19 protein-coding genes are annotated in these 22,306 nt (G+C 66.9%); 18 read left to right on the top strand and 1 reads right to left on the bottom strand.

Translation table 11 applies throughout. The features are described 5' to 3' along the window. Positions 1–21 precede the first annotated feature (21 nt). The 18 genes from ACGF3I_RS09875 to ACGF3I_RS09790 all read left to right on the top strand — a co-directional run bounded on the left by ACGF3I_RS09875 (position 22) and on the right by ACGF3I_RS09790 (position 20,141). Positions 22–588 (top strand): dihydrofolate reductase family protein, encoded by a 567-nt coding sequence (locus tag ACGF3I_RS09875; RefSeq protein WP_393130117.1) that lies wholly within the window; start codon positions 22–24, stop codon positions 586–588. A gap of 672 nt (positions 589–1,260) precedes the next feature. After that, positions 1,261–1,662: a DUF6507 family protein gene (locus ACGF3I_RS09870; RefSeq protein WP_393130116.1), complete on the top strand. Its 402-nt coding sequence runs from the start codon at positions 1,261–1,263 to the stop codon at positions 1,660–1,662. Next, positions 1,659–3,674, top strand: coding sequence for a hypothetical protein (locus tag ACGF3I_RS09865; protein WP_393130115.1), 2,016 nt, complete (start codon positions 1,659–1,661; stop codon positions 3,672–3,674). Before ACGF3I_RS09870 ends, ACGF3I_RS09865 begins: the two co-directional genes overlap by 4 nt. Continuing rightward, positions 3,671–4,522 carry a hypothetical protein gene (locus ACGF3I_RS09860; RefSeq protein ID WP_393130114.1) on the top strand — a complete coding sequence of 284 codons (852 nt, stop codon included), beginning with the start codon at positions 3,671–3,673 and terminating at the stop codon, positions 4,520–4,522. Before ACGF3I_RS09865 ends, ACGF3I_RS09860 begins: the two co-directional genes overlap by 4 nt. Positions 4,523–4,619: 97 nt before the next feature. Beyond that, positions 4,620–5,912 carry a DUF6177 family protein gene (locus ACGF3I_RS09855; RefSeq protein WP_393130113.1) on the top strand — a complete coding sequence of 431 codons (1,293 nt, stop codon included), beginning with the start codon at positions 4,620–4,622 and terminating at the stop codon, positions 5,910–5,912. A 2-nt stretch (positions 5,913–5,914) separates the two neighbouring features. After that, positions 5,915–6,127 carry a hypothetical protein gene (locus ACGF3I_RS09850; RefSeq protein WP_393130112.1) on the top strand — a complete coding sequence of 71 codons (213 nt, stop codon included), beginning with the start codon at positions 5,915–5,917 and terminating at the stop codon, positions 6,125–6,127. 25 nt (positions 6,128–6,152) lie between these two features. Beyond that, the gene (locus ACGF3I_RS09845; protein ID WP_393130111.1) at positions 6,153–6,794 is read left to right on the top strand and encodes a Crp/Fnr family transcriptional regulator; all 642 of its coding nucleotides are present in this window, start codon (positions 6,153–6,155) and stop codon (positions 6,792–6,794) included. Positions 6,795–6,923: 129 nt separating this feature from the next. Continuing rightward, positions 6,924–7,823 carry a hypothetical protein gene (locus tag ACGF3I_RS09840; protein WP_393130215.1) on the top strand — a complete coding sequence of 300 codons (900 nt, stop codon included), beginning with the start codon at positions 6,924–6,926 and terminating at the stop codon, positions 7,821–7,823. Then, positions 7,820–9,892 carry a hypothetical protein gene (locus ACGF3I_RS09835; protein ID WP_393130110.1) on the top strand — a complete coding sequence of 691 codons (2,073 nt, stop codon included), beginning with the start codon at positions 7,820–7,822 and terminating at the stop codon, positions 9,890–9,892. The genes ACGF3I_RS09840 and ACGF3I_RS09835 overlap by 4 nt, the downstream gene beginning before the upstream one ends. Next, positions 9,889–10,812, top strand: coding sequence for a hypothetical protein (locus tag ACGF3I_RS09830; protein WP_393130109.1), 924 nt, complete (start codon positions 9,889–9,891; stop codon positions 10,810–10,812). The genes ACGF3I_RS09835 and ACGF3I_RS09830 overlap by 4 nt, the downstream gene beginning before the upstream one ends. Continuing rightward, on the top strand, positions 10,812–11,351 hold the full coding sequence (locus tag ACGF3I_RS09825; RefSeq protein WP_393130214.1) for a Pycsar system effector family protein: 540 nt from the start codon (positions 10,812–10,814) through the stop codon (positions 11,349–11,351). Before ACGF3I_RS09830 ends, ACGF3I_RS09825 begins: the two co-directional genes overlap by 1 nt. Before the next feature lie 145 nt (positions 11,352–11,496). Beyond that, positions 11,497–15,939, top strand: a complete 4,443-nt coding sequence (locus ACGF3I_RS09820; protein WP_393130108.1) for a hypothetical protein — start codon at positions 11,497–11,499, stop codon at positions 15,937–15,939. A 128-nt stretch (positions 15,940–16,067) separates the two neighbouring features. Next, on the top strand, positions 16,068–16,769 hold the full coding sequence (locus ACGF3I_RS09815; protein WP_393130107.1) for a Crp/Fnr family transcriptional regulator: 702 nt from the start codon (positions 16,068–16,070) through the stop codon (positions 16,767–16,769). Positions 16,770–16,878: 109 nt separating this feature from the next. Beyond that, positions 16,879–17,670 carry a hypothetical protein gene (locus tag ACGF3I_RS09810; protein WP_393130106.1) on the top strand — a complete coding sequence of 264 codons (792 nt, stop codon included), beginning with the start codon at positions 16,879–16,881 and terminating at the stop codon, positions 17,668–17,670. After that, positions 17,664–17,951, top strand: a complete 288-nt coding sequence (locus ACGF3I_RS09805) for a hypothetical protein (RefSeq protein ID WP_393130105.1) — start codon at positions 17,664–17,666, stop codon at positions 17,949–17,951. Before ACGF3I_RS09810 ends, ACGF3I_RS09805 begins: the two co-directional genes overlap by 7 nt. After that, positions 17,948–18,703, top strand: a complete 756-nt coding sequence (locus ACGF3I_RS09800) for a hypothetical protein (RefSeq protein WP_393130104.1) — start codon at positions 17,948–17,950, stop codon at positions 18,701–18,703. The genes ACGF3I_RS09805 and ACGF3I_RS09800 overlap by 4 nt, the downstream gene beginning before the upstream one ends. Then, complete coding sequence (locus tag ACGF3I_RS09795) at positions 18,700–19,008, top strand: helix-turn-helix domain-containing protein (RefSeq protein ID WP_393130103.1); 309 nt, start codon at positions 18,700–18,702, stop codon at positions 19,006–19,008. The genes ACGF3I_RS09800 and ACGF3I_RS09795 overlap by 4 nt, the downstream gene beginning before the upstream one ends. Beyond that, a complete protein-coding gene (locus ACGF3I_RS09790) occupies positions 19,005–20,141 on the top strand; it encodes a hypothetical protein (protein ID WP_393130102.1) in 1,137 nt (378 codons plus the stop codon). Before ACGF3I_RS09795 ends, ACGF3I_RS09790 begins: the two co-directional genes overlap by 4 nt. A gap of 1,527 nt (positions 20,142–21,668) precedes the next feature. On the opposite strand, the gene ACGF3I_RS09785 is transcribed toward ACGF3I_RS09790, so the two are convergent. Continuing rightward, positions 21,669–22,199 carry an SMI1/KNR4 family protein gene (locus ACGF3I_RS09785; RefSeq protein ID WP_393130101.1) on the bottom strand — a complete coding sequence of 177 codons (531 nt, stop codon included), beginning with the start codon at positions 22,197–22,199 and terminating at the stop codon, positions 21,669–21,671. Between the last annotated feature and the right edge of the window lie 107 nt (positions 22,200–22,306).

The raw sequence follows: 22,306 nt of genomic DNA, 5'->3' as shown, positions 1-22,306 counted from the left end.
CGCAGACCCAGGAGGAGTCCGATGCGTGACGTCACCTATTCGATGAGCATCTCCCTGGACGGATACATCGTGGGCCCGGACGGCGGCTTCGGCTGGTCGGTGCCCGACGACGACGTGTTCGGCGTCGCCATCGAGGAGATCCGCGGGGTGGGGGTCCACCTGATGGGCCGACGGCTGTACGAGACGATGCTGTACTGGGAGACCGCCGACGAGGACCCGTCCCTCGGCGAGGCGGAGCGCACCTGGACGGCGCTCTGGAACCCGCTGCCCAAGGTGGTGTTCTCGCGGACGCTGACGGAGGTACGGGGACAGGCCGCCCGGCTGGCCACGGGCACCGTGGCCGAGGAGATCGAGCGCCTGAGGGCCGAGCCGGGGGAGGGCCACATCGCGATCGGCGGCGCGACCCTCGCCGCGGAGGCGGCCGCCGCGGACCTGATCGACGAGTACCGGGCGAGGGTGTACCCGGTCCTGGTCGGCGGCGGCATCCCGTTCTTCCCGCGGGACGAGCGTCGGGTGGACCTCGAACTCGTCGAGCACCGCACCTTCAACTCCCGAGTCGCCTACCTCCGCCACCGAGTCATCCGCTAGCCCCACCGCACGCCCCGCCCTTACGGACCCGCCCCCGCCGCGCGCCCTGCCGCGCTCTGTGCGGCCCGCCCTATGATCACTGCTCCGTATACGAGGGGGGCTGAGTATGACGGCAAACGGCTGGGCGGGAGGGTCGGGGTCGCGACGGGCGCAGGAGGCGCGACGGCAGGCGTGAATGCTGTGCGAGCAGTGGTAGGCGGCACGCCGACAGGCCCGACAGTGGGAGGCGGTGAGCGAAGGCGAACGGCTGGTGGCGGCACAGCTGTTGATGCTCACATGCGGGGAATCGGGTCACGTTATTCGGCCACAGCAGCTGAAGTCTGGGGCGGTCGGAGTGCAGCGGCCGCAGTGTCGGAGTCGGCGCGGGTGACGTGCGGGCGGAGTTGCAGGTGTGGCGCAACCTCGGACTCTCGTGAGCCGGATCAGGCCACAAGACTCTTATCTGCGTTGCCCATGCAACGCCGTAGGGAGAGGATGCCAGTCAGCTACTAGGTGTGAGTGATACCTGATCACACAGTGTGAGAGATCAACACGCCGAACGTACGGTCACGTTGACCGACAGCCGTAGGGCGGGACGCGCGGGACCCCGACATGGGTGAGTCGCTACTTGGCGCGACCACGCACGGCTTCAATAGTTAGGAAGGAAGCAGGCTGCGGAGTGCGGGGGTTGGTGTGACGGGGTGGGATATTGACCCGGCCGGGGTGGCGGGGGTGTTGTCGCGGGTGCAGGAGGCCGAGCGCGGTCTGCATGACGGTATTGCGATGTTCGGCAAGGGCCTGGAGGGCGCGGCCGTGTCGGTGGGTACCTTGGACTTCAGTGGTGCGGGCGGGCACGGTGGTGGGCAGGCGGGTTTGGTGGCTGTCGCGCTGGGTGAGTTCATGCAGGGCACTGAGGCCGATGTGGTGTTCATACCGTTGCGGACCAGCAACTCGATCGATGGCGCGGTCGAGGCGACGAACTGTTATGAGCGCGGGGCGCTGGAGCAGGCGTGGAACGCGCAGCGCCGGGCGGAGTTGGCGCCGGACGTCGCTGCGGTCCTGGAGGCGGCGCGGAAGAAGGGGGCCGGGAAGTGATCAGCCCGGCCGCGGTGCCGACCTACACCGGGGATGTCGGGGCGGTGGAGGTCGAGGTCGGCCGGTTACGGAGGGCCGCGCAGAGCATCCGTGAGCACGGTGGCGACGTCAACACCCGTTTTCGGCACTTGCACACCGTCTACCGGGCTCCCGAGGCCGAGCACCTGTTCCAGACCACCCAGGGTGTGCAGGATGCTTCCGCCGGCTTCGCTTCGAGGCTGGAGACGGTGGCCGGTGCCCTGGAGACCTATGCCTGCGAGATCCGGCCGTTGGTGGACACACTGGAGCGGCTGCGCGGCGAGGCCGCCGCGTTCGTCGCATCCGTCCAGGGCCAGGGGGACATCGATCCCCAGTGGCACCACGACAGAGCCAAGGTGGCCGCCCATGATGCGCTGATGCATGAGGTGGCGGCCACCGTGCGGGCCTTCCAGGACGCCGAGGTGGCGGCCGCCGACGCCATTACCTCTGTGGTGCACGGAACCCAATGGAATCTGTCCGACGGCAGCCCCAAGCAGGACAACCCCTACGGTTTCAGTGATGAGCAGCTCAATGGGAACGGCGCGCTGCCCTGGGGCACCCCGGAGCATTTCTCCGTCCTGCCCTTCGAACTCGACTGGCACGTCCAGCAGTTCGGCGAGAGCCTGGGTGACAACATCAAGGGGACCGTCACCGGCCTGGTCGACCTGTTCCGTCCCGGCGAGAGGGGACAGGAAACCCGCAAGGGCCTGTTCATGACGATCGTGGGAGCCGAGGACTATCTGCGCGACCCTGACGGCGATCACCCGATGGACCCGATCGGGCCCGCGGGGCGCCCTTACGCCAGGGCGTTCGGCAAGTCGCTGGTGGGCTGGGACGACTGGAAGACCAACCCGGGCAAGGCATCGGCCACGGTCGTCTTCAACGCCCTGACGTTCGCCTCCGGGCCTCTGGGCGCGGCTTCGAAGGCAGGGGCGGTGGGCAAGGCCGGCGAGGCCGCTTCCATCGCCGCCCGCACAGCAGGCGTGCTGTCCCGGGCCGGCGAGGTCCTCGATCCCATCGGTGCGACCGCGAAGGTCGTCGGTACCGGCGCCCGCGCCCTGCCCAAGGTCTCCGAGCTTGCCAAGAGCATCGCCACCGTCACCAGAACAACCTCCGAGACCAACAGCGTGCACAGCATCCTCGAACTGAAGGACGGCTCCAAACTCCACCTCAGCGACGGTCAGTTCACCACCAGCAAAGACGGCACCCGCAACACCACGCCCGCCTCACACGAACCCTCGGCGCACCAACGCACCCCTGCCGCCACGCCAACACACGAACACGAACTCGTCGGCGTCGGCGGACGCACACCAGACGCCCACACCCACGCAGATGACAGGTCCACAACCCGTGCGAACCACGATGGTGGTGGCTCGTCCGAGCGCAAGCCAACTCACGACGGCCATGCCGGAGCGGAGTCTCATCACGGGTACGAAGAGTCCTCGTCGGGGTCTTACTCGGGCAGTGGGAATGGGGCCGGTTCCGGCGGTGGTGCAGGGAGAAGCGGCGGGGCGACCGAGGGTCATCAGCCCAGTCCGCAGAAGGAGTGGCAGGCCGGCGATGGCGTCGCTGGGCCGGCGCGTGGACAGACCCTGCTCTACCCCAACTATCGGCATGAGCTCGTCGGCGTACGCAAAGGCCCTCCGGACTCTGAGAACACCGTGATCCTGCCGGAAACCCGGGACAAGGTCCGGCAGGACATCGCCGGCATTGCCGAGGGGCGAGCCGAGTTCGACCCTCTGACGCAACGCTACAAGATCAACGGCAGACGGTACGCTGTCGAACCCAGCGGAAGAATTTTCCCCGTGGACGGGCCTGGGCTCGTCGAAATGAACCGGGTTGAGTACACGGCACTCAAGGCGATCATGCAGGCAAACGGAGACATGAGCAAGCTAGAGAAAATGTTCAGCAAGGCCCCTCAATTCCGGGACAACCCCCAAGCCGTAGAAAAGGCGACCGAAATGTACGCCCTTTATAGGAAGTATTATGGATGATGTACAGCCTTCTGCTCCCTGATGGGAATATCCTCGACTGTCTGTCCATGATCCTTGCCGACGCATTCCGTGTCGAGGTGTCCGAGACTGACGTTTCGGAAAGCTCTGAATTGGAGAACCGGAACTGGGACGCGATCGTCACGTGTGAATACGAGCGCCTCGACGGGGACTTGGCGTGGTCGCTCGGCATCTATGCAGCAGCTGAGGTCCAGCAGCACCCCTCGGAAGCCCAGTTGGCGTCGCTCCTGGCCCAGCGCCTCGGTATCCCGGTGTTCTTCACGTGGGACGGCGGCATCCCCTGGATTCGCGCGGTAGCGCTGCTGGACGGTACTGCGACGCTCGCCCGCACGACGGAACTTGGGGACGACAGGGCAGGGTTTTCCGTCCAAGCAGCAGAGGTGGCAGTACCCGGTTTCCCGCACCTCACGGTCACGCACCTGCCCGAGGTCGTGCGCGCTCACCCGATCGCAACTCCTCTCGCTGACGCTGCGATACCGCCCGGTGCGGACGAGGAGCTCGGAAACATTCGGAGTCTTCTCGTCATGTGGGAGAGGCTGGGGATTCGCATGGGCGCGAACTGGCCTCCGGGCGGCTGGTATTCGGCTGGCCTGTATCAGGAAGATTTGGAATGCCGGTCGCAGCTTGAATCGAAGTTGCGCGACGTCCCCGAGGTCAGGCGCAGCCAACTCGAAGCACTCGTGAGTCAACTGGATGTCGTCTACTGCGATCTGACCATTGATGATGGAGGGAGCGCATTGTCCAGCGATCTACAGAAAAGCATCAAGGACATGGCCCTCATGCCCTGGTACTGGCACAGGTACCCCGTAGACGCTCCGTGGAGTGCATGAGCGAAGAGCCTCCCTTCCGACAGAGCCGAGACAGGCACCACCAACCCGCCCAGCCCTCGCTGAGCGACGACACCCACCGACCGGAAGAACTTCAGCCGTGACCAAGGACGTCGTCGCCCTCACCCCCTCCATGCCCGACCCGGCCACCCTCCTCGCGGGCCTGTACGCGGGCGGCCCCAACGTCACCGTGAATACCTTGGCCGACGGCGCGGTCCTCCAGCTCTGCACCCCCGACAGCATGCCCCTACTCTCCGTCGAGGCCCCGCTCCTGGTCCACCACGCCTACGAAGCCCGTCGCCTCCTCGGCTCTCAAGTCCCCCTCCCTGACGGCCCGTTCTGGTGGACGGAGGCCCGCGCCGCTGGCTCCCTTCCTGAGGCCGAACGCCTCGCCGCCTCCTTCGCCGGACGCCTCACCAGCGTCCTCGGCGGCGCCGTCTGGCCCCCGGACGCCGCCCACACAGACGTCGTCCCGCTCCCTTCCTCCCTCACGCTCCCGCCGGTCCCCGACGGCCAGCCGCCGGCGGTCGACATCCAGAATGATCGGGTCTCCATCGTCGTCCAGGACCGCCCCGTCATCGCGCTGACCACCTGGATCTCGAACGCCCTCGCCGAAGCCGCCGCACAGGGCCGGTCCCTGCAACTCGTCACCCCGCCCACGAGCCGCCTAACCGTCCCCGCCCGCGCCGCACTGGCTCTCGGTCCGCACCGCTGGGTCGTCCAACATCCCGAAACCGGCTACTACGACGGGCTCAGGGGCACCCAACTGCACTGGAGCGGCGGCGCCTTCACCGAAGCAGTTGGATCTGACGGCACGCCCCACGCCTCCGAGTCCTTCACGGCCACCGCCGACGCCCCCACCCCGGAGGGCGAGTGCCGCCTCACTCTCTCCCTGCGTACCATCCACCCCGCCACGGCAGACCTCCTCCTCGGCGGAGCACTCGAAGCCGCTTGGCAGCACCTCACCAGCGCCCCGCCCACCGGCTGGGCCACCGCCGAACCCGTCAACCTTCCTTGGTCCAGGCGCGAACTGACCGACCTGGCCCGTACCCGCGCCCAGAAAGGTGCCCCCACCTTCCTTATCGCTCTCGGTGCGCCCGAGCGGCCGGCGATTGCCACCACGCGGGTCGTCCACACCCGAGCGGGTATCGAAGAGCACATGACCCTCGCCCTCGGCTACGGTCCCGACGACACTCTGCCCCTGAAGACCCTCCCCGAACTGGTCAAGCGCCTCACCGAACGGCATCACCTGACCACCATCCTTGCCACTCTCCGCCCAGCCCACCGCGACCTCACGACCACGCCCCATGCCGAACACCCACCCGCGCCGCTTACTACCGCGCACTGTACGCAGAGAGCCCGGGGCGGCGGGAGCCTACGCTTGCCGATATAAGCGTGAGCATCGACGCTCCGATGTCGCCAGTACGAGTGTTCATCCACGTCAAGGCAGCGGCCTGTGGCACGGAGGCGATGCGCTCGATATGCGCAGACCGGGTCTTGGTGCGGATTGCCAATGCGTCGAAGGCACGACCACTTCCGGTCAACATCATCCGTGCGCCGATGCCGCCCGCCGCATCGGCGTACAACTCGGGGGCTGATGTGTACTGATGCGGGCGTGACAGGGAGGCGACGAGTGCTGTCCGATGAGGTCTGGCGCGACCTGCGCAGTCAAGGCGTGACCAGGATGTACTCCGAGCGCAGCGTGATGCTGCGGCAGGGATCCCCGGGGACGCACCTCCTCGCTCTCACCTCCGGTTTGGCCAAGGTGGTTTGCCGAGAACCGAACGGCGCCGGGACGTGGCTCGCGTTTCGAGGGCCGGGGGACCTCCTCGGAGAAGTCTCCGTCTTCAACGGAACCTCACGGACGGCGGACGTCGTTGCCCTGACGCCTTGCGCTGCAGTCGTTCTGGACGCGCAACGCTTTGTCCAGTTCGTTGAGGAGCGCGGACTGGTCATGCATCTGATGCGCCAGGCACTCGCGAGAATGCGCGAGTCCGACATCCACCGGGCCGAACTGCAGACCTTGCCCTTGGTCGTGCGACTGGTGCGCACGCTGCTGAGGCTGGCCGTGCTCACTGATCAGATGCCCGGGAGCAACCCCGTCCGGCTAACGGGGCTGAACCAGGAAGAGGTCGCGCAGGCGATCGGTGTCACACGCAATGCGGTCATCAGCGGGTTGGGGGAGCTGCGGGCCGTCGGGCTGGTCGAAACGGGTCGGCGGTCGATCGTCATCAGGGACGTGGAAGCTTTGCAGCGCTGGGCGGCGGTCGACTGAGGACGGCAGTTTGTGACCCGGGACACATCCTGTACGCCCAGCGCTGTGCACTTGGCCGAGCGGCGCGGATGGAACCTCGAAGCAGCCCGATTACGGCTGCTCACCGGACCATTCGTGAGGAGATCCCGCATGTCTGTACCCGTTCCTGTTCCGTACGCCGAAAGCCGACCACTCCCGCCCTACCGTGCCTTGTTCGCGGTTGACGCAAAGGACTTCACCGGCCTGCCGGCTGCTCAACACGGCCCGGTCAGTCAGCTCATCCCCCAACTGGTGGACCAGGCCCTGGAGCGGGCCGGTCTGCAGCAGTTGCGCGATGCCCAGCGTTTTCCCGCCAATACGGGGGACGGCGTCGTCTTCGGGTTCGACCCGGTGCACCTGCCCTTCGTGCTGTGGCCGTTCCTGGGCGTTCTGGACGACGTGCTCGGTTCGTACAACCGGCAGGCCGTCGGTCCGCGGATCAGGCTCCGGGCCAGCATCCACGTCGGCCCGCTGCCCGACGGGGGCGAGCTAGGGGACGGCAACGGAACGGCCCGCAACGACATGCACCGGCTTCTGGATTCGCGTCCGGTCAAGGCCATCCTCGCCGCGGCGAGCGAGGAGGTGACCCACCTCGCCGCAATCGTCTCGGAGCGGGTCTACGAAGACGTCGTGTTGGGTGCCTACACGGGGCTCCACCCCGACCGGTGTGTCGAAGTGTCGGCCACCGTCGAAGGCAAGAACTTCTCGCAGCGGGCCTGGCTGTACGTTCCTTCGCCCTCCGGGAACCTCGTGCGGGCGGGTATCCAGCCGCGTGAGGAACCCGGACCTGCGGTGCCGACGGGGCCCGCCAAGGCACCGGACAAGGGTTCCGGTGCGGAGTACAGCGGAAACTCCCAGCGCGTCGGGGAAGGAGCCGCGGTGATGGGCAACGTCGGTCGTGACTTCACCTATACCGCGCCCGCGACCACGTACCGCGGAACCAACCAGCACTGGGGCAGCGGAGACAACGTTGCGGGTGACAAGCGGGTCGGCGACAGGGACCACCGGTGAACGCCGAACCCGGCCCAGCCGCTGGGCCGAACATTCAGGTGGACACTGACCAGCCTGCTCCGCCGGTTGGCCCCGATGGAGGCCAGCACAGTTCTCTCCGTGAGGGCAACCAACGGGTGGACAGCGGGGTCGCGTTCATGGGGAACGTTGGCGGCGACTTCACATACTTGAACGTCAGTGCGTGGACCGATGAAGCCACCGAGCGAATCCTCAAGCCGCGCCTGCGCGAGGGACCTTATCCGGTGGAAGAGGTGCGCGGCCGTTTGTACGGATTCGTTGAACCGCCGGCGTACGCACGCTGCCGGAAGGCGCTGGACAGCCGGATCGTGCTGCTCAGGGCGCGGGCCGGAACGGGTGGTCGTACGGCGGCGTTCGCCCTTCTCGCCGAACGGCACGGCGAGGGTGGAGTTACGGGCCTGGACGCGATGGCGGATCTGTCGGCGTGGCGACCGAAAGCCAGCCGCGGATACCTCCTACAGGGTCTGCCGCCGGCATCCGCCCGTTCTCTCGACGGCGTGCGGCTGGCGGGTCTGGCCGAGGCCTTGCAGGGTGCCGGGGCGCACCTGGTAGTCACCATGGCGCAGGATGCCCGCTTGCCGTCAGACACGAGCCGGTGGGAGGAGGTCCATGCCGCGCCCGGACCGCGCGAGGTCGCGGAGAGGCGACTTCGGCTGATGGTCGCTGAAGGGAGGCTCGACAGCCCACAATTGGCCGCCGCACTGGGGCACTTGGCCGCCCCTGAGTTCATCGACTACCTCTCGACGCATCCGCTGCCGGGCGACGCGGTCGACCTATCGGACGGGTTGCGGCAGTGTGTGGAGACCTCGACACCGACAGGGGCCGTGCTTGAGGAACTCCTGACCGGCACCGAGGACGCTGCTCGGTCCGCGCTCGCAAAGGCCCGGCACAGCGCCGACGCCGTCTCCCTGATGGCGGCCGTCGCTCTGCTCCCCGGACAGGACCGCACGGTGATCGAGCAGTTCGCCGCAGCAATGCGGCCCCTGATCGGCGCGCGTGCTGCCAGGACAGGACAGAACGCGACGTCGGAGGAACAGCCGTCGGATGTCCTCGGCCCCTCGTTCGAGGACCGGCTCGAAGCCATCGGCGCACGCCCGCTGGTACCTCGTAGTTCTTCCGCCGACCGGTACCGCTATCCGGTGCAGCCGATCGTCTTCTCCGGAAGGCACCGCTCCGCGACGCTCCTGCGACACCTGTGGCTGGACTTCGAGGGCTTGCCAGACGTGCTGTGGGGAGCGCTGGAGCAGTTGCGCTACCAGCCGGGCTTGGACGTGGCCGCCGGAGAGGCGATTGGCCAGGTGCTCGCACATGCCACCGGCCCCGGTGCGCTGACTCAGCTGCACCGCTTCGCCTCGTCGGGCGACCGCTGGCGCCGACGTCTGGTCGGAGTCGCGCTGGGAGAGATCGTCCAGCACCCCCTGGCTTCCGGTGCGGTCAAGGAGCAAGTGCGCCGGTGGAGCCGGTCATCTGCCGTTCTCCGGTGCACGGTCGCCGAGACGTGTGCGGGCAGCTACGGTCTCGCCCGGCCGGCCGCGGCCCTCAAACTCCTGGACACCGTCCTCGACGGCTGCTCTCCGGAGTTGGACGCGAAACTGCGTTCTGCCGTCTCCTTCGCGCTGGGCGCCCTGCTCACCGAGGAGGCAAACCACATCGAGGTCTTGGAGACGGTGACGAGGTGGCTGGAAGCCGGCCGGGGAACACCCCGCCATTCGCTGGCGGTGCACGTGCTCCACTCCATGTCGCTCTCGACGTTCCCCCAGCCGGGCACACCGGGTGCCGTCCGTATGAGTCTGGCCCGGGTTCTGGAGCGCCACCCCGCGCAGGGCTTCGCACTCGTCGTGCTGGGTCTCGACGACCCGGCCACGTACGACGCGGTGGCTCAAGAACTTGGGCGGGTCGAAGCCGACCCCGACATGTTCCAGAAGACGGCCTTTGACCAATTCCTGAGCGAACTCTCCCGAACCGCTCGCCAGCGGCGGGGAGTCATCCGTTTCCTACTGGGGCGCCGCCGAGATCAGGCGAACACATCGAGAGGGGAGAGTGCGTCATGAGCAGGCCCCTGCTTACGCCAGTCAGGTCTTCACTCGTCCGGCAGCTGCTGCGGCAACGGTTCGGATCGTCTTCGGATCGGGCGCTCGTCTTCCTCTCGGATCAGGAAGCGGACCGTCTCGAGCCGCCCCGGGGCGGAGACATCTGGGGATACCCCCGACCTTCGATCGGGGCGACCTTCCGGCGGGAGTTCGACTCGATCGGGTGGGTCTCGTTGGCAGAACGCCGGATCGTGGTGGAGGCGCCACGCAGGGGTCCTGCGACATCAACGCCTTCGCGAGCACGCTACGAAGTCGCCTGGAACGTCAGCGATCCGGTGGTCGCGGCACGCAGCGGCTTGACAGAGGACGCCGCACGCCGGCTGATCGGCCAGGCCATCCGTGGAAGTGCCGAACTGCCGGGTGCTTCTGATCCCCTTCGACAGCCGCCGACCCTGTACGGGACCGCTCAGGTCGAGCCCCCCGGTCAGGCAATGAGCATCGACGGGACGGGCCTGACCTATTGGTTTCTGGACCCCCCAGCCAGCCTTCTACCGGTTTCCACCCATCCTGCCGAGCTCCTCCTTCCATCGGGCTTCGGCGAGGCGCACCGCGAGGCGTACCGCTTCTACCGTGAGGTGGTGGCCGGCGGGCCGGTTGGTCTGGCGGCGCTCTGGCTGCTCCACCATCCCGACCAGGCCAGGGAGGTGCTCGACTGGACGGTCGCACACGACAAGCTGCTCACCGAGAGGGACGGATGGGAGCGGACGCTGGCCGCAACGCTCCAGGGACTGACGAAGGAGGACAGGGGCTTCGTCGGGGTGAACCTGGCGCGCCTCCTCAGCGAAATCGGCGTACCCCAGGGCGATGAGGTCTTGCGCAGGATAGGTGACGCGGGTGGACCGCACAGGGGCATGAACGGCTTCCACGGAATGGCGCCGTGATGTGGGCTCTACCGTCTCGTCTCGCCCAATTGACGTCCCGGCCCGAACGCCATACCTCGGACGCGGACCACGTGGTGGTTCTGTCGCGAGAGCTCATCGCGCAGAACTATTTGGAGATCGGCCGGGCTGACGGCAAGGCAGCCGTTCTTCTGGCTACTGGGGGAACACTCTTCGGGCTCCTTCTCGTACGGCGTCCCCTCGATGTCCCGTCGGCCGTTCCTTTGTGGTGGGCGGCAGCGGCCACCACGACGGGGGCGTTGGTCTTCCTGCTCCTGGCTCTCGCCCCGCGCCGTGGGACGCGAGCCAGCGAGAGGCACGGCCTCCTCGCATACTACGAAGACGTGGTGCGTGCAGAGACACGCGCCGATTTGTCGGCTGGGCTCAGGCGGAACGGCTCAGATCCCCAGCCCCGGCTACTCCGTGCGCTGAGGGAGACCAGCAGGATCGCCCGAGCCAAGAACCGCTGCGTGCGATACGCCATTGTCATGCTGCTACCGGCGATCATCGCGGCCTTCCTGGCGGTTGCGCTCGATCGCTGACCAGGATCGAGCGAGACGTTCGGGGCTGGCTTCAAAGGGAGAGGACGGGTGCGCCCAATACCCCCTGCAATGCACGGTATCTGCGGTACCGTCCGGCGCAGGCGCGCGTCTGACGCAGCCTTCTGGGGTGTGGAGGGGAGTAAAGGTGGCACCGCGGCCGGGGGGCGAGACGGACAAGTTCGGCAACCGCTACGAGGGTGCCTGGACCGTCAGGCATGCCCTGTACGTGCTGTTGGGCAGAGGTACATCGCTCACTCTGGAACCGGGTTCCCCCTCGGGCGACGGGATCGAGTTCGTTTACCGGCATGACGGAGTGACGCAGGTCCACCAGGTCAAGCGCCAGAACCGGAACGCCAACAGTTGGAATGTTGCTTCCCTCCGAGGCAAACAGGTCTGGAACAGTCTCCGATCCCACGCCGAGGCGGGCCGCGCATTTCACTTCGTTTCTCTGCTTCCTGCCCGTGAGCTCGACGAACTGGCCGACCGCGCCCGACGCTCCGACGACTTTCCGTCCTTCGAAGGCGATTGGCTGACGGATGGGCTCAGAGGGCCTTTTCAGGCATTGGCCGCGCTCGATGTCTATGGCTCGGTCGAAATGGCCTGGCGCATGCTGAGAAGCCTCTGGGTGGAATGGCACAACGAGCGGGACATCGTGAACATCAATGCGGTCCTGGCCGAACAGGTCCTTGCTGGGGCTCCAGGGCGCCTTGCCGCCGTCGCACTCGGCGACCTCTTGCTGAACAATCTGGGGACCACTCTCGATGCCCCGGCCATCATCGCCCGATTGGAGGAGTATGGGCTGAGGCAGGTCAGAGGGACGAGCGGGGACAAGGCGGGGGACGTGGCGAGCGAGGCGACGCGTCGGTGGGCAGCGAGCGTCGAACGTGCGCTGCTCCGCCCCGAGATCCCCCGCGAAGCAGCTGATCAGCTCGTGAAGGTCCTTGCGAGTGACGTACGGCAGACCGTAGTTCTCACGGGTGCCGCCGGCAGCGGAAAGAGTGCAGTGCTGCACCAGGCTTTCACTGCCCTGACCAAGCTGGGTATCCCCGTGCTCGGGTTCCGTCTCGACCGCCTGGCTCCCTTTACTACGACCCATGAGCTGGGCCGAAGCGTCGGTCTGGTCACATCACCGGTCACTGCGCTAGGAGCCGCGGCGAACGGGCGCCCGTGTGTGCTGATCGTGGACCAGCTCGACGCGGTCAGCTTGGCCTCGGGGCGCATCCCGGACACGTTCGACGTGGTGGCCGATCTGATCGGTGAGGCGATGGCGCACCCTGCCATGCGCGTCGTGCTCGTGTGCCGGACATTCGATGCTCACGCCGATCACAGGATCCGTCAACTCACGGCATTGGACCGTTCCACATGTATTTCAGTCGACCGGCTCTCCGATGCACAGGTCGATGCCGCGATCGAGAGCATGGGCCTCGGTGCTTTCCCGTTGACGCCTTCGCAGCGCGGCTTGCTGCGCTCTCCGTTGCATCTGGTCCTTCTGGCTCAGATCGCCGGTCAGGAGGAAGCCCTTTCCTTCCGTACTACCCGGCAGCTGTTCGACGCCTTCTGGAACAACAAACGGAAGGAGTGCATGCGTCGTCAGCCGTCCGTGCGGTTCCACGAGGCGGTGTCGGCCGTCATGACGGCCATGAGCACGAGGCAGCGGCTCTTCGTACCGGACAGCGTGCTCGATGCGGACGACCTCGCCGTAAGCGGGGACGTGTTGGTGTCGGAGCACGTGTGTGTGCGAGACGGCAGACAACTGGCTTTCTTCCATGAGAGCTTCTTCGACTACGCCTTTGCCCGCGACTGGCTCCGGCGCGATGAGAGCCTGGTCGCATTTCTCGTCGATGGGGAGCAGGAGCTCTTCCGCCGGGGACAAGTGAGGCAGGTTCTCGACCATCTGCGGGACCTGGATCCGGAGCGCTTCGCCGATGAGGTGGAGGCGTTGCTGACCAGTCCGGATATCCGTTATCACCTCAAAGACCTGATTTTGGCGGTGCTTCACGGTCTTGAGGATCCCACTGCCAGCGAGTGGGGGGCTGTCTCACGTGTCCTGGACTCCCGCCCTCCTTTCCATTTGCAGCTTGTGAATGCGGTCAGTAAGGCAGCATGGTTCCGCCGCGCGGATGATGAGTCGGTGTTCGATGACTGGCTGATCAGTGCCGACGCGAGGGAGCGCGACTGGGCCGTGCGAATGATGGCCGCGGGCGCCGAGGCTTCTCCCGACCGAGTGGCCCGCCTGTTGGAACCGCACACGTCGCATCCTCAGTTCCCATACTGGCTGGCGTGGATCGTGCGATTCGGTCGCTTCGCTGACAGCAGGAGGCTTTTCGACCTCCTCCTGATCGGTGTACGAACCGGGCTTCTCTCCGGACACGAGCACCTCATCTGGATCTCAGCGAGTGATCTGGTCGAGGAGCAACCTGGTTGGGCAGTGGAGTTGATCGGTGCTCTGGTGCCGGACCGTCCGGATTCCCTCCAACTCGATCACGACGGCAGAGTTACCGTCCTACGCAACCGGGACTACTCAGCGATTCGTGTGGTCAAGGCTGCCGCTCTGGGGGCTCCCGAGGATTTCTGCGTCCGCTTCCTTCCGTTGCTCCTGGACGTCATGGCGGCAACGGCCATTCCATCGCGCGCGTGTTGTCCGGTCAACGACAAACACTTCGGCTTCCGTAACCCAGATGACGACCCCAGCGAGTTGGGTGACGCCCTGTTCCGGAGCACGGAAACGGCTCTGCGAATCCTGGGGGACCAAGACCCTGCTCGCGTACGAGAGCTTGTAGCGAGACTCGCGGACCTGCCGTTCGATGCGGCACAGTGGCTCCTCTACCATGCCCTGATCGGGGCAGGCCCCGCCCTGGCTGAGTGGGCTGCGGAGATCCTGTTACAGGGCAGACATCGATTTTTGTCCGGCCATCTGTCCAATGTTGCATGGGGTGCCCGAGAAGTCCTGCGTGCCATTGGCGACGCCTTGTCCGACGCCACTGTCGCGCAGCTGGAGCGTGCGCTCCTCCATCTGCGTCTTCCTCCAGACGACGAGCTTGCGCCCTGGCATGAGTTCACTCTGCTGACGGCGCTTCCCGAGGGCCGGCTTTCCGGTCGGGCGGCCCGCAGGCTCGGAGAGCTCCGAAGGCTTCACGATGACAAGCGGGAGCCTGAGGCACCGAGTGGGGCGACGGCAGGATTCATCGGGCCGCCGATCTCGTCGGAGGTGGCTCAGCGTATGACCGACGATCAGTGGCTGGGCGCCATGAGAAAGCACAGTCAGGACCGCACGGACTGGGCGACGCTCACAGGCGGGGCCCGGGAGCTGTCACACGTGCTGCAGAGCATGACGGCGGCGGACCCCGGCCGTTTCGCGCGCCTCGCTCTGCGGATGCACGCCGGGCTGAACCCTGCGTACGGAGCGGCGTTACTGCTTGGTCTCGGTTATGCGGAGCCCCATGCCGATACGGACAGCGTCTTCGCAGCGATCCGTCATCTCGCACGCCAAGGTCGGCCGGCACACGACCGTTGGCTCGGATGGGCTGTACAGAAGTACCTGGCCGGTTTGCCCCTCGATCTCTTCGAGGTGCTGCTGGATCGCGCGCTCGGTTCCGAGGACGCCGGTGACACGGTCGGCGAGGACGAAGACGATGTGGAGCGGGACCTGCTGACTGCTGGGATCAACACCGTGCGCGGCAGCGCTGCCGAAAGCCTGGGCTACCTGTTGGTCCACGATGCGGACGGCTCCCGGGCAGCCTTGGTGGTACCTCGTCTGAGCAGGCTGGCCGCAGACCCCTCGCTCGCCGTCCGAGCATGCGTGGCTAACGTGCTGGACGCGGCAATGAGGTTCGACCGCACTGCGGTGGCCGAGGCCTTCACCGAGCTCATCCGAGCCCGGGATCACCTTTTGGCTTCACCACACGTGTTCCGTCTCTTCGTGGCGTTGTGCCATGGAGACCCAGTGGCGGCCAGGCCGGTGATGGAAAGGATGCTGGACTCCTCGGTGGCGGCGGTGCGACGGATCGGCGGGCAGGTCGCCGCGTTGGCAGCGATGGAGTGGGAGGCGCCGGATCTGCTGGTCAGAGTGCTGGCCGGAAGCGACGGCGCGCAGCGACAAGGCGCCGCGGACGTGTGTGCTCAGCGCCTTGTGAACACCGGGGACGCGGCCCTGGCGCATCACGCACTCGTCCGGTTCTTCCACGATCCGGACGAGGACGTCCGGGGAGCTGCCGCGGCCGTGGCAAGCGCATTGCGGGGCCACCGGTTGGGGCCCGTCCGCCGGACGCTGACCGCACTCATTGATTCTGGAACTTTCGAGCTGGCCCTGCCCCAGTTGCTGATCACACTTGAGCAGGCCCCTGACAGGGTCGATGTGCTGGTACTGGCATGTGTGCGGCGATTCCTCGACGTGTTCGGTGCGGCATCCGCCGACATCAGGACCGGTGCCGCGGCTGATGCGCACCACGTCGGGGAGCTACTGGTGCGCGCCCACACCCAGGCGGGCTCAGCTGCGCGGCGGTCCGAGATCCTGGACCTGCTGGACCAGATGCTGCTCCGGGGATCTTTTGGCGTGGCCCAAGCGATCGGCAGCGCCGACCGGGGTTGAGCTCCTTCACGAGGAGAACGATGAGTGCTCCGGCCGTGCGCCGCTGTGCGCCCCAAGGTGCGTTCGGTGTACCTCTGGCCCGAGCGGAAATGCGGGCCACGGCGCCGACGGCGTGCTCTGCTTTGCACATGATGCACGGCTCGAACATGCATGGTCACGCGCCGTTTCTCGACACCCTGCCGGATGGGGCGCGCACGGCCTTCGCGCTGCTTGGGACCCGGAACACCTTCGCCGTGGGGGACGTGCTGATCAATGAGGGCGACCGCGCGCAGGAGTTGATGCTGCTCCACCAGGGGGTGGTCAAGGTGACCGGCCGTCTGGACGGTGACGGATCAGCCCTTATGGACATCAGGGTCGAAGGGGAGGTGGTCGGTGAGGTAGCAGCCATGGATTTCGGGCCGAGGTCGGCGACGGTTACCGCCTGTGGCGACGTGGTCGCCACCGTGGTCCCCAGGTGCGAACTGCTGCCTTTCCTCCGGGCCAACCCGGAAGCGGAATTGGCCCTCAAGCGGGTGATCGGCAGCCGATTGCGCCGCTCGGACCGCTGGCGCCTGGATTTCGGTAGGCACCCGGTGCTGGTTCGGCTGGCTCGGGTACTGGTCGAACTGGCCTTGGCGCAGAGGAAGCCGGGCCTGAACTCGCTGCGGATCGAGGTGAACCTGTCCCAGGCCGAATTTGCCGCGCTCGCCGGTGCCAAAACGAACACCGTGCAGAAGACACTTCGCCAGCTCCGTGAGGACGGGCTCATCTTCACCGGCGAACGGCGGACTCAGGTGCGGGACCTGGCCCGACTGCAGGAAGTAGCACTGCTCAGGATGCCAGCCACGTAGCGCCACAGCCACAAACCCGCATTAATGCGGGTTTGTGGACTGCTCTGCCTCCTTCCTCGCACAGTTGGCTGCACCGCACCCAACAAGCATTGGAAGGTGACGATCTGTCATGAACGAATCTGCCTCCCCTTCGCTCCCGGACGTCATCCCGTCCCGTCGGTTGTGCCTGGCGGCGGACGTGGAGAAGTACAGCCGTCTCGACACCCGGACCCAGTCGGTCACTCAGGCCCACCTGGTCCGGTTGCTGGACGAGGCGGCGAGGCTGACCGGACTGGACCGTGCGGCATGGGCCCGCCAACCGCAAGGCGACATGGAGTTCGCCGTACTTCCCGCGGACACCCCGGAAGCCACCGTGCTGGGGCCCTTCGTGCACCACCTGTCGGCTTGCCTGAGCACGCTCAACGCCCGTCCGGAGACCCCGCGGATCAGGCTGCGGCTGGCCATCGACGTTGGTGTCGCCACGGACGCCACTCTTGGTCACGCCGGACCTGCGCCGGTCGCCGTGGCACGCTACGTGAACGCCCCTCAGTTGAAAGCCGTGCTGGCCGCTTACACCTCGGCCGACCTCGCCGTCATCGTGTCGGATCGGCTGTACCAGGACGTTGTACGGCTCGGGAACCCTGGCCTCGACCCGGCGCAGTACGTCCGTGCCCACGTGCAGGTCAAGGAGTTCGGAGGCTACGGCTGGATCCGCGTGCCCGGGCACGGCCCCGACGGCATCAGGCCGGTCGTGGAAGAAGTGACCGAGCCGCTGCCGTTGCTGCAAGCGCCCGTCCAGGGTCGGGCGAACCTCTCTCAGCACGTTCACCAAGGTGCTGCCGTCGGCGGGGACGTGAGCGGCGGTGTGAACGTCGGCGTGCCCATGATGTCCCGGTCGGCCGACCCCTGGCGCGTGTGGTGACCGATTCGGGCAAGGCCGCGCGCCACCTTGCTGGGGACAGCACCCAGTGGGCGGACTACGGGGTGAACGTCGGCCACGACGTGCATGGCGTCATCAATGTCTACCTGCCGCACATCGCCGCGCGAACGGCCTGGTGCCGGATCCAGGGAGCGAGCCCGATCTCGGGGAAGCGCCACGCCGCTGCGCGATCGGCACTGACTGCCCTAGGGAGTGCCTGCGAGCTGGCTGCCACGGCGCTGTCATATGTCGGCCTGATGGGGCCGGAGAAGGAGAAACCATGATCAGGACTGACCCGGGCGGAGCGTTCTCCCTGATCGAGGGGGCCCTCCGGAAGGAATCCGTAAGTGCACCCTGGCTCCTAGCGGTGAGTGTCGGCCACTGTTCGGTACGGCTGTCCCCGGAGGAATGCAGGAATGTTCTGTACGGACCGGGACGTGACGAGGGATTGCGGGCAACGATTTGGCGACAGGTGGTCGCGGAGGCCAGGCAAGAACCGGCGGGTGGGGTCGGCACGGGCCGCTTACTTGTCGTCTGGCTGACGATTCCCGGCCTGTACCGCAACCTGCGTCGCATCCTGCGCCAGTCGCGGGTCGAGCGCGCCGATCTCGAGGCGGAGGCCGTACTGGCCGTACTCGGCGCCCTCGACAGCGCGCATCCGGAGAGCCCGGACCTGGGCGGTCACATGATCAAGGAGGCGGTGAACCGGATGTGGTCCTATGCCGACCGAGTCAGGAGGGAGGTTCCCGTTGTCGACGTAGCAGGCTTCGCCGAGGCCCGCCGCGCCACGGCACTGCGAGCGGTACCACAGCAGCTGACCGATGAGTGGGAACTGCATCTCACGCCCCCGCCACGCCCTGACGGGCTGGCCGCGACACTTCGTTTTACGGATTCGCGCACCCGACGAGAAGGGGAGCGGATCGGGGCACTGGCACACTGTGCAGGCTTGCCCGACCTGGTATTCCGGGCCCGTCGCCACAAGGACTCGAAACTCATCGGCACCTTGGCGCTGAGCCCTATGGGGGTTCGGCGGTGAACGCCCGGTCCGGCCCGCCCCTGGGCTTCGCGGAGGCCTTCGACCTTCCCCTGAGTGTCGACCTCCGGACCGCTGCCCGAGCCTTCGGAGTCTGTCCCGGCACGGCGTACAAACTGATCCGCCGCGGGACGTTCCCTTGCCCGGTTCTGCGCGTCGGCGGGCAGTACCGCATCCCGACCGCGTACCTGTTGCGCGCCCTCGGTATCGAGGAACGGCCGGTGTATGCCGTCGACCTGGAAGCCGGCGCCGCGCACGCGGCCCGGCTCGACGAAACACACTCTCGCGAGAAGGAGGACCTCGTATGAACGCGTTGCAGGCACGTCGGTCGGAACCCGACCGGCCTCGGATGTGTTTCGTCGTCGGCCCCATTGGCGACCAGTACGCCGCGCACGGCAGCCCGGAGCGGGAGGCCTACGAGTACCACCTGGGGATCTTCGAACAGGTGATCGCGCCTGCCTGCCAGAAGTACGAAATCGCCGCTGTGCGCGCGGACGGCATCGCGCACGCCGGTGACATCAACGAGCAGATCTGCCGGCATGTCATCGAGTCCGACCTCGTCATCGCGGACGTCAGCGGTGGCAACCCCAACGTGATGTACGAGCTGGGGCTGCGCCACATCACCGGCAAACCGACGATTCACATCGGGGAGGCTGGGCAATTGCCCTTCGATATCGCCTCGATCAGGACGATCCGGTACCAACGGGCGCGCAGTCATCTGGCCGGTGCGCGGCGCGAGATCGAGAGCGCACTGGAGGTCGGTATCAGGGACGGCTTCGAGCTCCTCACTCCTGCACGGGTGGTGCGGGCGCTCCAGACCGTCGACGGGCAGTCGCCCCCTGAGTCAGGGGGAAACACGGGGGACACGAGTGAAGAGGACCCGCCCGGCCTGCTCGACGACTTCGCCGCGATCGAAGTTGGGCTGGACGAGATGACCGCCCACCTGGAGGCGATCACAAAGGCGATCGAGACGATTGGAACCCTGACCGAACAGGGCAACATCGAGATCCTCGACCTCACCCAGGCCAACGCCCCGGCGAGCGCACGGCTCGCGGCTGTGACTCGGTATGCGCGGTCGCTCAGTGCGCCGACCGGGGAAATGAACGCCGTCTCCGCGGCTTTCGCGGAGCAGATGAAAACTCTGGACAGCGGTGTGAGGGCCGCGTTGAGCCTCATCGAGACGACGCCGCTCGATGAGCGTGGCGAGGGAACGGACGAGTTTCTGGAACAGCTCATTGCGTTGGACGAGTCGGCTCAGGAGGGGCTGGCACAGATCGGCTTCCTGGGCACCTCTGCCGGCGGCCTGATCCGTGTGAGCCGACACCTTCGCAATCCGGTGAAGGACATCTCCACCGCGGTGAATCAGATGACGTCTGCCATCACGTGCATGGGAGAGTGGGCGAGCAAAGCCCGAGATCTGGTGCAGAGCACCCCTGAGTGAACCAGCCTCGCAGAGACCCGGGCCTCATGGGCCCGGGTCTCGCTGCGCTCTGACTTTCCAAGTAGTGGTTGACGATGTGGTGCTGCCGAGACGGCTTGCCGCCCCACATTCTCTCTGCAATCCAGTCGCGTTTCTTGACGATGACTGGGCGCTGAGGCCGGCGGAGGTGATCGCCTGCCAGCGCAGGCGGACTTCGGCGGCCAGCAGTGAGCGGACGGCGCCGTACGCTCGGTGGGTCTTGCCGATGCCGGTGCGCCCGGCGATCGGCAGGGCCGTAGGCGATGCTCCGGATACCGGCAGGCCCGTTCTGCCCGGCGCCCGTGACCGCCGCCACCCAGCCCAGGACTTCAGGTTGGGTGGTTTCGCCGTGCCCAAGGTAGGCAAGACGCGCATCGTCGACATGCCCCGGTCGGTGGCCACGGAGCTGGCCGCGCGCTTCCTCGGCCACCCGGCAGTCGATGTAAAGCTCCCCTGGGGCGGACCGGAGCCCGACCGGGAGAAGCAGGGCTTTCCGCTCGTCCTCACGACGACGTACGGTAACGCCATCCGCACCAACATCTTCAACGACGGGGCCTGGTATTCGACCCTCGCTGCGGCCGGAGTCATTCCCGTACGGGAGAAGGACGCGCGGTGGAACGCTTCGCGCAAGGACGGCTTCCACGTGCTCCGTCACACCTACGCCTCGGTCCTCCTCGAAGCGGGCGAGTCCATCCTCACGCTCGCCCGACGGCTAGGTCACTCAAGTCCGACCGTCGCCCTCGGCCCCTACGCCCACTTCATGCCGGAGGTCGGCGGCAGGGTCGCACGGTCATCGACACACTGCTCGGCACGGTGCCCGGGCACGTACCCCAGGCCCTGGTCTCCTCTCACGTCAGCATCTGAGATCCCGTACCGAAGGAGGTCGCATGCTCCCCGCGCGGTTCCAGCCCCGCCGCCATCTCTGTCTGGTCCGAGCCGTCCTCGGCCGCCAGCAGTTCCTCGGCCGTAATCATTGCCGCCCAGAACTCGGGAGCGGAGTCCTGCCCATCCCGGAACCGCGTTTTGTGAAGAACAGGAAGACCTTCGTCAGCTCCCCGGTGCGGAACCAGGGGATCATGCCGTCAGGAAAGTCTCCGCGGGCGCAAGCTGCGGTCCACAATAAGTCCCGGATTCGCTCACCGAGACCGTCCAGCACCCGGTCCACGGTGAGCACGCGCCCCCAGGGGGTGAGGTCTTCCTCCCCCACCTCGAACTCGTCGAAGAGGGGTCGAACCTCGCGGATTCGGGCTTCGGCGTCCGTCCTGGGGGGGGCTCCGAGGGCCGGACATACAGCCCTGCGGAGAGGCCCCAGTCGTTGGTGTGCGCGGCCAGTTCGGCGAAGACCTCCTCCCAGTCCCGTCCGGTGGCCAGCATTTTGCGGGCCTCCAGGTGCAGACTGCCCTCGCCCTCCCCATGGGCCATGGCCCATGGCCAGAGGCTACAGCGATGCTCGAATGCAGCAGGTCGGCATGGGGACTTGAGTGAACGTCCGCGACGGCGGCGCTGGGTTCAGCGGCAGAGGTCCGTGATGGTGTCGTCGAAGTCGGGGAACTCCCGGGTTGCCAGCTCGATCACGGCTGCCGCCGACCGGCGCTGGTGCGGTGCGAATTCTTCGGCGATGGCTGCCAGTTCCGGGTTGGGGTGCGCCTTCCAGTCGGGCTCGTAAGAGGTGGCGGCTTCCCAGGGGCCGAAGCCGTCGGCTAGGAGCCACAGGAAGTCGCCCAGGTCGCGGGCGACGACGCCGGTCTCTCCTTCGGACCCGAGGAAGACCACGGGCTGCTCGGCCAGTGGCCGGCCGGGGCGGATGAGCCAGATCGCGGCGTACCCGCCGGTGCCGTCCTGTCCGAACACCCGGAAGTCGTTGCCGTCCAGTTCGCTGTTCCCCGTCCACGCCTGAAACCAGTCGGTGGTCTCGGCAGCGGACAGGAAGGCCGGGAAGGGTTCGAAGTCGACGCCGGTCTTTCCGTCGGCGTAGTCGAATCGAACGGCCATCGCGGTGGCGAGCGCGGCGGGGAACTGGCGGTCATTGGTGGGCTTCACGGAGACAGGCTAGACAGGGAGTCGGACATCGACGCCCCACGGGCAAGGTCGTTGGACGACTGCCAGCTTCTAATCGTAGAGGGAAACAGGACAGGCCTGGTCGCGAC

The organism is Streptomyces sp. NPDC048111, from assembly GCF_043202815.1.
Classification (GTDB): domain Bacteria; phylum Actinomycetota; class Actinomycetes; order Streptomycetales; family Streptomycetaceae; genus Streptomyces.
The sequence above is the reverse complement of the archived record's forward strand: the minus strand, read 5'-3'. Positions and strand labels throughout refer to the sequence as shown.

What these genes read in the sequence shown, in the direction of transcription:
- ACGF3I_RS09815 (WP_393130107.1), top strand. Translation starts at nt 16,068, where the DNA reads ATGATGCACGGCTCGAACATGCATGGTCACGCGCCGTTTCTCGACACC.
- ACGF3I_RS09860 (WP_393130114.1), top strand. Translation starts at nt 3,671, where the DNA reads ATGATGTACAGCCTTCTGCTCCCTGATGGGAATATCCTCGACTGTCTG.
- ACGF3I_RS09825 (WP_393130214.1), top strand. Translation starts at nt 10,812, where the DNA reads ATGTGGGCTCTACCGTCTCGTCTCGCCCAATTGACGTCCCGGCCCGAA.
- ACGF3I_RS09790 (WP_393130102.1), top strand. Translation starts at nt 19,005, where the DNA reads ATGAACGCGTTGCAGGCACGTCGGTCGGAACCCGACCGGCCTCGGATG.
- ACGF3I_RS09840 (WP_393130215.1), top strand. Translation starts at nt 6,924, where the DNA reads ATGTCTGTACCCGTTCCTGTTCCGTACGCCGAAAGCCGACCACTCCCG.
- ACGF3I_RS09830 (WP_393130109.1), top strand. Translation starts at nt 9,889, where the DNA reads ATGAGCAGGCCCCTGCTTACGCCAGTCAGGTCTTCACTCGTCCGGCAG.
- ACGF3I_RS09800 (WP_393130104.1), top strand. Translation starts at nt 17,948, where the DNA reads ATGATCAGGACTGACCCGGGCGGAGCGTTCTCCCTGATCGAGGGGGCC.
- ACGF3I_RS09875 (WP_393130117.1), top strand. Translation starts at nt 22, where the DNA reads ATGCGTGACGTCACCTATTCGATGAGCATCTCCCTGGACGGATACATC.
- ACGF3I_RS09810 (WP_393130106.1), top strand. Translation starts at nt 16,879, where the DNA reads ATGAACGAATCTGCCTCCCCTTCGCTCCCGGACGTCATCCCGTCCCGT.